This window comes from Rhodoferax sp. WC2427, assembly GCF_040822085.1.
Classification (GTDB): domain Bacteria; phylum Pseudomonadota; class Gammaproteobacteria; order Burkholderiales; family Burkholderiaceae_C; genus Rhodoferax_B.
This window is the reverse complement of record NZ_CP162006.1, coordinates 4284023-4296535: the sequence shown is the minus strand read 5'-3', so window position 1 is coordinate 4296535 and position 12513 is coordinate 4284023. Positions and strand designations below refer to the sequence as shown.

The 12513-nt window shown below is 59.1% G+C and carries 17 protein-coding genes; all 17 read left to right on the top strand.

Going from position 1 to position 12513, the window contains the following annotated elements; translation table 11 throughout:
* Nucleotides 1–131 precede the first annotated feature (131 nt).
* The 17 genes from AB3G31_RS20015 to rpmD all read left to right on the top strand — a co-directional run bounded on the left by AB3G31_RS20015 (nucleotide 132) and on the right by rpmD (nucleotide 12506).
* On the top strand, nucleotides 132–1208 hold the full coding sequence (locus AB3G31_RS20015; protein ID WP_367847797.1) for an ABC transporter ATP-binding protein: 1077 nt from the start codon (nucleotides 132–134) through the stop codon (nucleotides 1206–1208).
* Nucleotides 1208–2278 carry an ABC transporter ATP-binding protein gene (locus tag AB3G31_RS20010; protein ID WP_367847796.1) on the top strand — a complete coding sequence of 357 codons (1071 nt, stop codon included), beginning with the start codon at nucleotides 1208–1210 and terminating at the stop codon, nucleotides 2276–2278. The genes AB3G31_RS20015 and AB3G31_RS20010 overlap by 1 nt, the downstream gene beginning before the upstream one ends.
* Nucleotides 2275–3168: a carbohydrate ABC transporter permease gene (locus tag AB3G31_RS20005; protein WP_367847795.1), complete on the top strand. Its 894-nt coding sequence runs from the start codon at nucleotides 2275–2277 to the stop codon at nucleotides 3166–3168. Before AB3G31_RS20010 ends, AB3G31_RS20005 begins: the two co-directional genes overlap by 4 nt.
* Nucleotides 3161–3973 carry a carbohydrate ABC transporter permease gene (locus AB3G31_RS20000; RefSeq protein WP_367847794.1) on the top strand — a complete coding sequence of 271 codons (813 nt, stop codon included), beginning with the start codon at nucleotides 3161–3163 and terminating at the stop codon, nucleotides 3971–3973. Before AB3G31_RS20005 ends, AB3G31_RS20000 begins: the two co-directional genes overlap by 8 nt.
* 15 nt (nucleotides 3974–3988) lie before the next feature.
* Nucleotides 3989–4297, top strand: a complete 309-nt coding sequence (locus AB3G31_RS19995; RefSeq protein WP_367847793.1) for a DUF2160 domain-containing protein — start codon at nucleotides 3989–3991, stop codon at nucleotides 4295–4297.
* Nucleotides 4298–4386: 89 nt separating this feature from the next.
* On the top strand, nucleotides 4387–6117 hold the full coding sequence (locus AB3G31_RS19990) for an ABC transporter substrate-binding protein (RefSeq protein WP_367847792.1): 1731 nt from the start codon (nucleotides 4387–4389) through the stop codon (nucleotides 6115–6117).
* A 130-nt stretch (nucleotides 6118–6247) separates the two neighbouring features.
* Complete coding sequence (locus AB3G31_RS19985; RefSeq protein ID WP_367847791.1) at nucleotides 6248–7846, top strand: FAD-dependent oxidoreductase; 1599 nt, start codon at nucleotides 6248–6250, stop codon at nucleotides 7844–7846.
* Nucleotides 7843–8664 carry an HAD-IIB family hydrolase gene (locus tag AB3G31_RS19980; RefSeq protein WP_367847790.1) on the top strand — a complete coding sequence of 274 codons (822 nt, stop codon included), beginning with the start codon at nucleotides 7843–7845 and terminating at the stop codon, nucleotides 8662–8664. Before AB3G31_RS19985 ends, AB3G31_RS19980 begins: the two co-directional genes overlap by 4 nt.
* Before the next feature lie 204 nt (nucleotides 8665–8868).
* Nucleotides 8869–9237, top strand: a complete 369-nt coding sequence (rplN, locus tag AB3G31_RS19975; protein WP_068674584.1) for a 50S ribosomal protein L14 — start codon at nucleotides 8869–8871, stop codon at nucleotides 9235–9237.
* A 9-nt stretch (nucleotides 9238–9246) separates the two neighbouring features.
* The gene (rplX, locus tag AB3G31_RS19970) at nucleotides 9247–9567 is read left to right on the top strand and encodes a 50S ribosomal protein L24 (RefSeq protein ID WP_295959393.1); all 321 of its coding nucleotides are present in this window, start codon (nucleotides 9247–9249) and stop codon (nucleotides 9565–9567) included.
* Nucleotides 9568–9569: 2 nt separating this feature from the next.
* Nucleotides 9570–10109: a 50S ribosomal protein L5 gene (gene rplE / locus AB3G31_RS19965; protein ID WP_315192382.1), complete on the top strand. Its 540-nt coding sequence runs from the start codon at nucleotides 9570–9572 to the stop codon at nucleotides 10107–10109.
* An 8-nt stretch (nucleotides 10110–10117) separates the two neighbouring features.
* Nucleotides 10118–10423, top strand: coding sequence for a 30S ribosomal protein S14 (rpsN, locus tag AB3G31_RS19960; protein ID WP_295959399.1), 306 nt, complete (start codon nucleotides 10118–10120; stop codon nucleotides 10421–10423).
* 21 nt (nucleotides 10424–10444) lie between these two features.
* A complete protein-coding gene (rpsH, locus tag AB3G31_RS19955; protein ID WP_295959402.1) occupies nucleotides 10445–10840 on the top strand; it encodes a 30S ribosomal protein S8 in 396 nt (131 codons plus the stop codon).
* A gap of 16 nt (nucleotides 10841–10856) precedes the next feature.
* The gene (gene rplF, locus AB3G31_RS19950) at nucleotides 10857–11390 is read left to right on the top strand and encodes a 50S ribosomal protein L6 (protein WP_315191933.1); all 534 of its coding nucleotides are present in this window, start codon (nucleotides 10857–10859) and stop codon (nucleotides 11388–11390) included.
* A gap of 11 nt (nucleotides 11391–11401) precedes the next feature.
* Complete coding sequence (gene rplR, locus AB3G31_RS19945; protein ID WP_295959407.1) at nucleotides 11402–11767, top strand: 50S ribosomal protein L18; 366 nt, start codon at nucleotides 11402–11404, stop codon at nucleotides 11765–11767.
* A 17-nt stretch (nucleotides 11768–11784) separates the two neighbouring features.
* A complete protein-coding gene (gene rpsE, locus AB3G31_RS19940; RefSeq protein ID WP_092757617.1) occupies nucleotides 11785–12309 on the top strand; it encodes a 30S ribosomal protein S5 in 525 nt (174 codons plus the stop codon).
* Between the two features lie 14 nt (nucleotides 12310–12323).
* Nucleotides 12324–12506 (top strand): 50S ribosomal protein L30, encoded by a 183-nt coding sequence (gene rpmD / locus AB3G31_RS19935; protein WP_092757618.1) that lies wholly within the window; start codon nucleotides 12324–12326, stop codon nucleotides 12504–12506.
* Nucleotides 12507–12513 lie beyond the last annotated feature (7 nt).

Here is a 12513-nt window from a genome sequence, read left to right as displayed (position 1 = left end):
AGATGTCGTGGTGGCGACTTTAAAACGAAAGACAAAGAACTTACCAAGGGTTGTCACTGAGAAAAAAGCAACGTAAACGAACAATAATTATCAAATTCGAAGATTTGTGTAAATTTCAGTGAAGGAACATGATGCAGTTGAGCTTAGAAGGCATCAGCAAAAAGGTGGGGGCGCAGACGTGGCTGTACGCGATGGGTATCGCCCCACAGCCTGGCGCAGTCACCGTGCTGCTGGGGGCCACCCAGGCGGGCAAGACCAGCCTGATGCGCATCATGGCGGGCCTGGACGTGCCCACCCACGGTCGGGTCAAAGTGGACGGCGTGGATGTGACCGGCCAGCCGGTGCGCGAGCGCAATGTGGCCATGGTCTACCAGCAGTTCATCAACTACCCCTCGCTCAAGGTGCGTGACAACATTGCCTCGCCGCTGAAGCTGCGTGGTGAAAAAAACATGGACCAAAAGGTCAGCGCGCTGGCCGAGAAGCTGCACATCGAGATGTTTCTGGACCGCTATCCCGCCGAGCTGTCGGGCGGCCAACAGCAGCGGGTGGCCCTGGCCCGCGCCCTGGCCAAAGCCGCGCCGCTGATGCTGCTGGACGAGCCGCTGGTCAACCTGGATTACAAGCTGCGCGAAGAACTGCGCGACGAGCTGAGCTCGCTGTTCTCTGGCGGTGAATCCACCGTGGTGTATGCCACCACCGAGCCGGGCGAGGCCCTGCTGCTGGGGGGGTACACCGCGGTGATGGACGGTGGTGAACTGCTGCAGTACGGCCCCACCGCCGAGGTATTCCACCAGCCCAAGTCGCTGCGCGTGGCGCGGGCCTTCAGCGACCCGCCGATGAACCTGGTCGCCGCACACACCGCTGCCGGTGGCGTGCAGTTGCAGGCCGGACCGCTGCTGGCACTGGCTTTGCTGCCCACCACGCCGGGAGGTTTGTTGACAGTGGGCCTGCGAGCCAGTGCGCTGCGGGTGCAGCAACGCCCCGGCGACGTGGCCTTGGCCGGGCATGTAGAGCTGGCCGAGATTTCGGGCTCCGACACTTTTGTCCACGTCTCCACGCCCATCGGCGAGCTGGTCGCCCAGTTGACCGGGGTGCATTATTTTGAACTGGGCACGGCCTTGACCTTGTACTTTCACGCCACCCAGGCCTATGTGTTTGATGCCCAGGGGGCTTTGCTACTGGCTCCGGCGCGCAAGGGGACCATCTAATGGCCCGCATCGAACTCAATTTGGCGCACGCCTACCGCGCCAACCCCACGCAAGACAGCGACTACGCTCTGCTGCCTTTGAAGATGACTTTCAACGATGGCGGTGCCTATGCCTTGCTCGGCCCGTCGGGCTGCGGCAAAACCACCATGCTGAACATCATGTCGGGTCTGGTGGCACCGTCTCAGGGCACGGTGCTGTTTGATGGCAAAGACGTGACCCACGCCTCGCCGCAAGAGCGCAATATCGCCCAGGTGTTCCAGTTCCCGGTGATCTACGACACCATGACCGTGGCCGAGAACCTGGCCTTTCCGCTGCGCAACCGCAAGGTGCCGCAGGCGCAGATCGACAAACGCGTGGGCGAGATTGCCGAGATGCTGGAGATGAGCGGCCAGCTCAACCAGCGCGCGGCGAATCTGGCGGCCGACGCCAAGCAAAAGATTTCGCTGGGCCGGGGTCTGGTGCGCTCCGATGTGTCGGCGGTGTTATTTGACGAACCGCTCACCGTGATCGACCCCCACCTGAAATGGCAGTTGCGCCGCAAGCTCAAGCAGATCCACCGCGAACTCAAGCTCACCTTGATCTACGTGACCCATGACCAGGTGGAGGCGCTGACCTTTGCCGAGCAGGTGGTGGTGATGACCCGCGGCCGGGCCGTGCAGGTGGGCTCTGCCGATGCGCTGTTCGAGCGCCCCAGCCATACCTTTGTGGGCAACTTCATCGGTTCGCCCGGCATGAACTTTTTGCCGGTGCAGGCCACTGGCAGCCAATTGCAGGTGGCGGGTACGCAGTGGGCCTTGCCCCGTGCCTTGCCCCTGGGTGCGCTCAAGCTCGGCGTGCGGCCTGAATACGTGGCATTGGCGTCGCCCGCCGATCCCGGTGCGCTGCTGTGCACGGTGGACAAGATCCAGGACGTGGGCACGCATGTGATGCTGACCGCCACGGTGGATGGCCAACTGCTCAAGGCCCGTTTAAGCCCCGAGGTGCAACTGCCCGCAGTGGGGGAGAACGTCTGGCTGCAGGTGCTGGGTGAGCACACCTGCTTTTACCAAAATGAGGAAATTGTGGAATGAGCACTACGACGAAGCCGGTAAACCAGAAGGCCTGGTTCTTGATACTGCCGGTACTGATCTGCGTGGCGTTTTCCGCCATCATTCCGCTGATGACAGTGGTGAACTATTCGGTGCAAGACATCATCTCGCCCGAGCGCCGCGTGTTTGTGGGCACCGAGTGGTTTGTGGCGGTGATGCGCGACGAAGAGCTGCACGCCGCACTTCTGCGCCAGTTGACGTTCTCGCTGTCGGTGCTGGCGGTGGAGCTGCCGCTGGGCATCTTGTTGGCCTTGTCCATGCCCGCGGATGGTTGGAAGGCTTCGGTGGTGCTGGTGATCGTGTCGCTGTCGCTGCTGATCCCGTGGAACGTGGTGGGCACTATCTGGCAGATTTTTGGCCGCTCGGACATTGGCTTGCTGGGGGCCGCGCTGCAAGGCATGGGCATCGAGTACAGCTACACCGGCAACGCCACCCACGCCTGGCTCACTGTGCTGCTGATGGATGTGTGGCACTGGACGCCGCTGGTGGCCTTGCTGGGCTATGCGGGCTTGCGCTCCATTCCCGATGCGTACTACCAGGCCGCACGGATCGACGGGGCCAGCAAGCTGGCGGTGTTTCGCTACATCCAGCTGCCCAAGATGCGCGGCGTGCTGATGATTGGCGTGCTGCTGCGCTTCATGGACAGCTTCATGATCTACACCGAGCCGTTTGTGCTGACCGGTGGCGGGCCCGGCAATGCGACCACATTCCTGTCGCAGTTCCTGACGCAAAAAGCCGTGGGCCAGTTTGACCTGGGCCCGGCGGCGGCCTTCTCGCTGATCTATTTCCTCATCATCCTGCTGCTGTGCTTCATCCTCTACAACTGGATGCAGCGTGTCGGCACCCAAGAAAAAGAAGGCGGGCATGAATAAACCTAAATTTCAGAAGCGGACGATCTTTCTGTTCGCCTACATCGTGTTTGCCTTGTTGCCCATCTACTGGATGGTCAACATGTCGTTCAAGACCAACCAGGAAATCGTGGCCAGCTTTTCGCTGTTTCCCCAGCACTTCACCTGGGACAATTACCACACCATCCTGACCGATCCATCGTGGTACTCGGGCTACATCAACAGCCTGATCTACGTCAGCATGAACATGGTGATCACCCTCACCGTGGCCCTGCCCGCGGCGTACGCGTTTTCGCGCTACAGCTTCCTGGGCGACAAGCATGTGTTCTTCTGGTTGTTGACCAACCGCATGACCCCGCCTGCGGTGTTCTTGCTGCCGTTCTTCCAGCTCTACACCACAGTGGGCCTGATGGACACCCACCTGGCCGTGGCACTGGCGCATTTGCTGTTCAGCGTGCCGCTGGCGGTGTGGATTCTGGAGGGCTTCATGAGCGGCATCCCGCGGGAGATCGACGAGACCGCCTACATCGACGGCTACACCTTCCCCCGCTTTTTCATCACCATCTTCCTGCCGCTGATCAAGGCCGGTGTGGGTGTGGCGGCGTTCTTCTGCTTCATGTTCAGCTGGGTGGAGCTGTTGCTGGCCCGCACCCTGACCAGCGTGAACGCCAAGCCCATCGTGGCCACCATGACGCGCACGGTGTCGGCGTCCGGCATGGACTGGGCCACCCTGGCGGCGGCGGGCGTGTTGACCATTGTGCCGGGGGCCATCGTGATCTGGTTTGTGCGCAACTACATCGCAAAAGGTTTTGCGATGGGCCGAGTTTGAAGCGAAGGAATTCCTATGTTTGAGTGGATGGCGTGGACCTTGCCGGTCGCAGTTTTCTTTATTTGCATCGCGCTGATGCTGGTGGGCATGACGGTGTGGGAGATCAAGTCGCCCACCACCTTGCGGCGCGGCTTTCTGCCGATGGAAACCACCCGGGGTGACCGTCTGTTCATGGGCTTGCTGAGTGCGGCCTATGTGAACCTGATTTTTGTGGGCTTGAGCGGCAAGTTTGCCGAGTGGTTCGGCCTGGATGGCGATCCGTCGATCTGGATCAGCTTTGTGCTGTCCATGGTGCTGCTGGCCGTGATCATGCGCAAGGGTTGATTTGTGTTCAAGGATTCGGCTTCACTCTCCCCCAGAGCCGAGCAAGCCTTTGTGATCTATGGGGGTGCATACCAATCAGGAGACGAGACATGAAGATGCGTTATTCCATACTGGCCATTGCAGCGGCTTGCGCGCTGACCGGCCACGCTTTCGCCGACGAGGCGGCCGCCAAGAAGTGGATCGACAGCGAGTTCCAGCCTTCGACCTTGAGCAAAGACAAGCAAGCGGCTGAAATGAAGTGGTTCATGGATGCTGCCAAGAAACTGCAGGCCAAGGGCGTGAAGGAAATCTCGGTGGTATCCGAGACCTTGACCACCCATGAATACGAGTCCAAGACGCTGGCCAAGGCGTTTGAAGAGATCACCGGCATCAAGGTCAAGCACGACGTGATCCAGGAGGGCGATGTGGTCGAGAAGCTGCAAACCTCGATGCAGTCGGGCAAGTCGATCTACGACGGCTGGGTGTCCGACTCGGACCTGATTGGCACGCACTACCGCTACGGCAAAATTCTGTCGCTGACCGACTACATGGTGGGCGCAGGCAAGGACTACACCAATCCCGATCTGGATTTGAAAGACTTCATCGGCACCAGCTTCACCACTGCGCCCGACAAGAAGATGTACCAACTGCCCGACCAGCAGTTTGCCAATCTGTACTGGTTCCGCGCCGACCTGTTTGCCCGCCAGGACCTGAAGGACAAGTTCAAGGCCAAGTATGGTTATGACCTGGGTGTGCCGCAGAACTGGTCGGCCTACGAGGACATCGCCGAATTCTTTACCAATGACGTGAAGACCATCGACGGCAAGCAGATCTACGGCCATATGGACTACGGCAAAAAAGACCCTTCGCTGGGCTGGCGCTTTACTGATGCCTGGCTGTCCATGGCCGGTACCGCAGACGTGGGCATTCCCAACGGCATGCCGGTGGACGAATGGGGTATCCGCGTGGGTGCCGACAAGTGCACGCCCGTGGGTGCGTCGGTTTCGCGCGGCGGTGCCACCAACTCACCCCCTGCGGTCTACGCCCTGACCAAGTACATCGACTGGATGAAGAAGTACGCGCCCAAGGAAGCCATGGGCATGACCTTTGGTGAGTCGGGCCCCGTGCCTGCACAGGGCCAGATTGCCCAGCAGATATTCTGGTACACCGCCTTTACCGCCGACATGGTCAAGCCCGGCCTGCCTGTGGTGAACGCCGACGGCACACCCAAGTGGCGCATGGCTCCTGGCCCGAACGGCCCGTACTGGAAGCAAGGCATGCAAAACGGCTACCAGGACGTAGGCTCCTGGACCTTCTTCAAGGACCACGACGCCGACAAAGTAGCCGCAGCCTGGCTGTATGCCCAGTTTGTGACCAGCAAGACGGTATCGTTGAAGAAATCGATTACCGGCCTGACCTTTGTCCGTGACAGCGACATCCGTGCCGACTACTTCACGCAAAACGCCAACAAGTATGGCGGCCTGATCGAGTTCTACCGCAGCCCCGCACGCGTCGCCTGGACCCCCACCGGCACCAACGTGCCCGACTACCCCAAGCTGGCCCAGCTGTGGTGGAAGAACGTGGCCCAGGCCGTGACGGGTGAGAAGACCCCGCAAGGTGCCATGGACAACCTGGCAGAAGAGATGGACCAGGTCATGTCGCGGCTTGAACGTGCCGGCATGGCGCATTGCGCACCCAAGCTCAATCCCAAGGGTGACCCCAACAAGTACCTGAGCGACAAGGGTGCCCCATGGAAGAAGCTGGCCAACGAAAAACCCAAGGGTGAAACCATTGCCTACGAAACGCTATTGAACGCGTGGAAGAATGGCAAGGTCCGTTAACGTGAGAACGTTGCCACAGATGCCATAGGCTTTATGTGTCTCGCCGCGTGTACTCTGTGCACGCGGCCTTTTTTTTGATCCCGGCACGCTTCGCGCTTGGTGGGTTTATTTGATTGGTGAAATTTAGGTTATGACATTCGCACCCCCACCCCTGGCTACCCTGCGTTCTGCGTTGATGGCGCAATTGACCGCCCCCGCCCGTTTCGACGTGGTGGTGATCGGCGGCGGGGCCACGGGCCTGGGCGTGGCGCTGGACGCCGCAACGCGGGGGTTCAGTGTGGCCCTGGTCGAGTCGCACGACTTTGCCAAAGGCACCTCGTCGCGGGCGACCAAACTGGTGCACGGTGGTGTCCGCTATTTGGCGCAGGGCAATATCGCCCTGGTTAGCGAGGCCTTGCACGAGCGCACCACGCTGCTGCACAACGCGCCGCATCTGGCCCAGCCGCTGGCCTTTGTGATGCCCTCGTACAAGCTGCTGGATACACCGTTTTACGGGATCGGTTTAAAGATTTATGACGCGCTGGCGGGCAAGGCGGGCTTGGGCCCCACAGAATTTCTAGGGCGCAGTAAAACCCTGCAGTACCTGCCTACCGTGCAGGTCCGAGGCCTCAAGGGTGGTGTCAAGTATTGGGATGGCCAGTTTGACGATGCGCGGCTGGCCCTGGTGCTGGCCCGCACGGCGGCCGCCCACGGTGCGGTGGTGGTTAATTACTGCGCCGCCACCGGCCTGTTGCACGAAGGCGGCAAGGTCGCGGGAGTGCACTGCGAAGACCGTGAAACCGGTGCCAAGATCACTCTGCGTGCAGCCTGTGTGGTAAACGCCACCGGGGTATGGGTGGATGCGTTCCGCCAGCAGGACGGCGAAGCCACTGGTCGGGTGGTCAAACCCATGGTGGCCCCCAGCCAGGGAGTGCACATTGTGGTGGACCGCGAATTTCTGCCCGGTGACCATGCCATGCTGGTCCCCAAAACCGCCGATGGCCGCGTGTTGTTTGCCGTGCCCTGGTTGGGCAAGGTCATCCTGGGTACCACCGACACGCCACGCGACGACTTGGCCCGTGAGCCGCAGCCTTTCAAGGAGGAGGTGGAGTTCATCCTGAGCGAATCTGCCCGCTACCTCAGCCGTGCCCCCACACGCGCCGACGTGAAAAGCGTCTGGGTGGGTCTGCGCCCGCTGGTCAAGCCCCAGGACGAAGATGGTGGCAACACCAAGGGCATCAGCCGCGAGCATACGGTGTTGGTCAGCAAAAGCGGCCTCGTCACCGTGACGGGCGGTAAGTGGACCACCTACCGCGCCATGGCCGAGGATGTACTGGATAAATGTTTTGATGCGCAGTTACTGCAGCCGCGTAAGCCCGGGACAACATCCACTTTGCGTCTGGTGGGTGCTGGTGCAGCAGTGGATGCCCGACGCCCCAAGATCAGTGATGCACCCGGCCTGCACGCCTACGGCACTGAGCAAACCGTTGTGTATGCCTTGCCCGGCGGCGACCGCTGGTTGGGCGGTGGAGTCACCGAAGGCATGGTCCGCTTTGCAGCGCGCTTTGAATACGCCCGCACCGTGGAAGATATGCTGGCCCGCCGCAGCCGACTATTGTTCCTGGATGCACGGCTGGCCGCCAGTTTGGCTCCGGCTGTGGCCGACATCCTGCGCGAAGAAACCGGTGTCGATCCCCAAGCCGATGCCTTTGTGGCTTTGGCGCAACTCTATCTGACCCTGCCCGCGTGAAGCCATTGGCGCAATGGCCGCAGGCCGCGCGGCGCGGCCTGGTGGGCGTACTGACCGATATCGACGACACGCTGACGACCGAGGGGGCCATCACCGCCGACGCGCTGCAGGCCTTGGCGGACCTGAAGGCGGCTGGCTTGGTGGTCATCGCCATTACAGGCCGCCCGGTAGGGTGGAGCGAGCCGTTTGCGTGCACCTGGCCGGTGGATGCGATCGTAGCCGAGAACGGTGCAGTGGCATTGCAAAAAAATACAAGCCAAATTGGCACCCCACGCTTATTCCATCAGCACGAGCAGCTATCAAAACTGTATATCCAGGATGCCCGCACGCGCAGCGCCAACTTTGCGCGCATGCAGCAGGTTGCGCAGCGGGTGCTGGCCGAGGTGCCTGGGACCACGCTGGCGCAAGACTCCGCAGGACGCGAAACCGATATCGCCTTCGACCACAGTGAATTTACCCACCTGCCATCCGACAAGATTGCCCAGGTGGTGGCCATACTCCAGTCCGAGGGCATGCACGCCACCGTCAGTTCCATCCATATCAACGGCTGGTTTGGCGGACACGACAAATGGGTCGGAGCATGCTGGATCGTCCAGGCCCTGCTGGGGCGCGACCTGGCAGCAGAGCGTGGCTTGTGGGCCTATGTAGGTGACTCCACCAACGACCAGCGCATGTTCGAAGCCCTGCCGCACAGTATCGGTGTGGCCAATGTGCGACGCTTTGAAGCCCAAATGGCCCGCAAACCCGCCTTCATCACCCAAAACGAGCGGGGCGCAGGCTTTGCCGAGGTAGTGGCTGCCGTGTTGGCTGCCCGTTAAGGGCCAAAGCAGCGGTATTTATAGGCAAGGTGTTGACGCGCCGTTAAATACTCTGCATAATCGTGGGCTTCGCTCCTAAAAAGCGATGCTTCTGCCCAAAGGAAGCGCTATGAGTGGTTTGTAGCGTGGACGACGGGCCCAAGACTGATCAGGCGGGCAAGCTGCAAAGCTGGTTCAACTGATGCAAGTTGGGAAAACATAGACATGATCCAAACTGAATCCCGGTTAGATGTTGCCGACAATACTGGCGCGAAATCCGTTCTCTGCATCAAGGTGCTGGGCGGGTCCAAGCGTCGCTATGCTAGCGTTGGCGACGTCATCAAAGTGAGCATCAAAGAAGCCGCTCCACGTGGTCGCGTCAAAAAAGGCGAGATCTACAGTGCAGTGGTGGTGCGCACGGCCAAAGGCATCCGTCGTGCAGACGGTTCGCTGGTCAAATTCGACGGCAACGCAGCAGTGTTGCTCAACGCAAAGCTGGAGCCCATCGGCACCCGCATCTTTGGACCCGTGACGCGCGAATTGCGTACCGAAAAGTTCATGAAGATCGTGTCCCTGGCTCCTGAAGTTCTGTAAGGACGCACCATGAACAAAATTCGCAAAGGCGACCAAGTCGTTGTGCTCACCGGGCGCGACAAGGGCAAGCGCGGCACCGTGGCGCTGCGCAAAGATGATTCTTACCTGTTGGTCGATGGCATCAACATGGTCAAGAAGCACGCTAAACCTAACCCCATGAAGGGTGAGGCAGGCGGCATCATTGAAAAGAATATGCCCATTCACCAGTCCAACGTAGCCATTTTCAATGCGGCTACCGGCAAGGCTGATCGTGTTGGAATCAAGTTGCTGGCAGATGGCAAGCGCACCCGCGTTTACAAGTCTAGCGGCGAAGAAATCAAGGTTGCATGAGCATGGCACGTCTACAACAACTCTATCGCGACAAAGTTGCTCCCGAGCTGATGGCCAAGTTTGGCTACACCTCGCCGATGCAGGTTCCCCGTTTCACCAAGATCACCCTGAACATGGGTGTGAGCGAAGCGGTATCCGACAAGAAGGTCATGGACAACGCAGTTGCCGATTTGACCAAGATTGCAGGCCAACGCCCTGTGGTGACCAAGGCCAAGAAAGCTATCGCGGGTTTCAAGATCCGTGAAGGCCAGGCTATTGGTTGCATGGTGACTTTGCGCGGCGTGCAGATGTTTGAGTTCCTGGACCGTTTCGTCACCGTGGCTCTGCCGCGTGTGCGTGACTTCCGTGGTATCTCTGGCCGTGCTTTTGACGGCCGTGGCAACTACAACATCGGCGTGAAAGAGCAGATCATTTTTCCTGAAATCGAGTACGACAAGGTCGATGCCTTGCGCGGTCTCAATATCAGCATCACGACAACGGCCAAGAATGACGAAGAGTGCAAGGCACTGCTCGCCGGGTTCCGTTTTCCGTTCAAGAACTGAGGTGACGTGTGGCTAAACAAGCTCTGATTCAGCGTGAACTCAAGCGTGACCAATTGGTCGCCAAGTACGCAGCAAAACACGCAGAGTTGAAAGCAATTTCGACCGATGCCAAGAAGACCGACGACGAGCGTGCTGCGGCCCGCTTGGCTTTGCAAAAGCTTCCACGCAATGCAAACCCGACGCGCCAACGTAACCGTTGCGCTATCACGGGTCGTCCTCGTGGAACATTCCGTCAGTTTGGCTTGGCTCGCGCAAAAATTCGCGAACTGGCTTTTGCTGGCGACATCCCCGGTATGGTCAAGGCCAGCTGGTAAGTAAGGCAGGAGAACCTAAACATGAGTATGAGTGATCCCATCGCCGACTTGCTGACTCGCATCCGCAACGCGCAAATGGTGGCCAAAACGACTGTATCGATTCCTTCATCCAAAGTGAAGGTCGCGATTGCCCAAGTCCTGAAAGACGAAGGTTACATTGACGGCTTCCAGGTGAAAACCGAAGCTGGCAAAAGCGAACTCGAAATTACCTTGAAATATTACGCCGGTCGCCCTGTGATCGAACGTATTGAACGCGTTAGCCGTCCCGGCCTGCGTGTTTACAAAGGCCACGGCGCCATTCCACAAGTCATGAATGGCTTGGGTGTGGCAATTGTTACCACTCCGCAAGGCGTGATGACGGACCGCAAAGCCCGCGCAACCGGTATCGGTGGCGAAGTCTTGTGCTACGTCGCTTAAGCAGGAGAACTAGCAAATGTCTCGCGTAGGAAAAATGCCTGTTGCTATCCCCGCTGGTGTGGATGTGGCAATCAAGGACGACCAAATCAATGTCAAGGGCACCGGCGGTTCGCTGTCGTTGACCCAAAATGCGCTGGTTACCGTGACCAATGACGCTGGCAAACTCACGTTTGTCCCCGCCAATGAGTCCCGTGAAGCCAATGCCATGTCGGGCACCATGCGTCAGCTGGTGAACAACATGGTCGTCGGTGTGACCAAGGGTTTCGAGAAGAAGCTGAGCCTGGTTGGCGTGGGCTACAAAGCCGCCGCCCAGGGCGCCAAGCTGAACTTGGCCGTGGGTTACTCCCACCCCGTCAATATCGACATGCCTGCTGGCATCACCGTTGCGACCCCCACCCCGACAGAAATTCTGATCAAGGGTGCGGACCGTCAACGTGTGGGCCAGGTGGCTGCTGAGATTCGTGCGATCCGTCCTCCCGAGCCTTACAAGGGCAAGGGCATCCGTTATTCGGATGAGAAGATCACGATCAAAGAAACCAAGAAGAAATAAGGAGCCGCAACATGTTGACCAAAAAAGAACAGCGTCTCCGCCGTGCGCGTCAAACCCGCATCCGTATTGCCACCCAAGGCGTTGCACGCCTGACGGTGAACCGTACCAACTTGCACATCTACGCCAGCGTTATTTCTGGCGACGGTGCCAAGATTCTGGCCAGCGCATCGACCGCCGAAGCGGCAGTGCGCAAAGAGCTGGGCGGCGCTGGCAAGGGTGGCAACACCACCGCAGCACAAGCCATTGGCAAGTTGATTGCTGAAAAAGCAAAAGCTGCCGGCGTTGAAAAAGTAGCGTTTGATCGCTCAGGTTTTGCGTACCACGGACGCGTCAAGGCGCTTGCCGATGCTGCCCGCGAAGCTGGCTTGCAGTTCTAAGCAGATCGGAATAAATCATGGCTAAAGTTCAAGGAAAAATGCAGGGTAAGGCTGAAGGGCCTGAAGACGGCCTGCGTGAAAAGATGATCGCGGTCAACCGCGTTACCAAGGTGGTCAAGGGTGGCCGTATTCTTGGTTTCGCAGCTTTGACCGTGGTAGGTGATGGCGAAGGTCGCGTTGGCATGGGCAAGGGCAAGTCGAAAGAAGTGCCTGCTGCTGTGCAAAAAGCGATGGAAGAAGCCCGCCGCAACATGGTGAAGGTCACGCTGAAAAACGGTTCCGTTTTCCACAAAGTGACTGGCCAACATGGCGCAGCCAACGTGATGATGGCACCGGCCCCCAAGGGTACCGGCATCATTGCAGGCGGCCCTATGCGCGCAGTGTTTGAAGTGATGGGTATCACCGATATCGTGGCCAAGAGCCATGGTTCGTCGAACCCGTACAACATGGTGCGTGCCACCTTGGATGCATTGCGTAATTCGACCACTCCTTCGGACATTGCTGCCAAGCGCGGCAAAAACGTCGAAGAAATCTTCGTCTGAGCAAGGTTATCCAAATGACAACGCAACAAACACTCAAAGTGACGCTGGTTCGCAGCCCGATTGGTACCAAAGAATCGCACCGTGCAACCGTTCGTGGCTTGGGTCTGCGCAAGATTCGCAGCGTAAGCGAACTGCAAGACACGCCCGAAGTCCGCGGCATGATCAACAAGATCAGTTATCTGGTCAAAATCATCTAAGGATTGA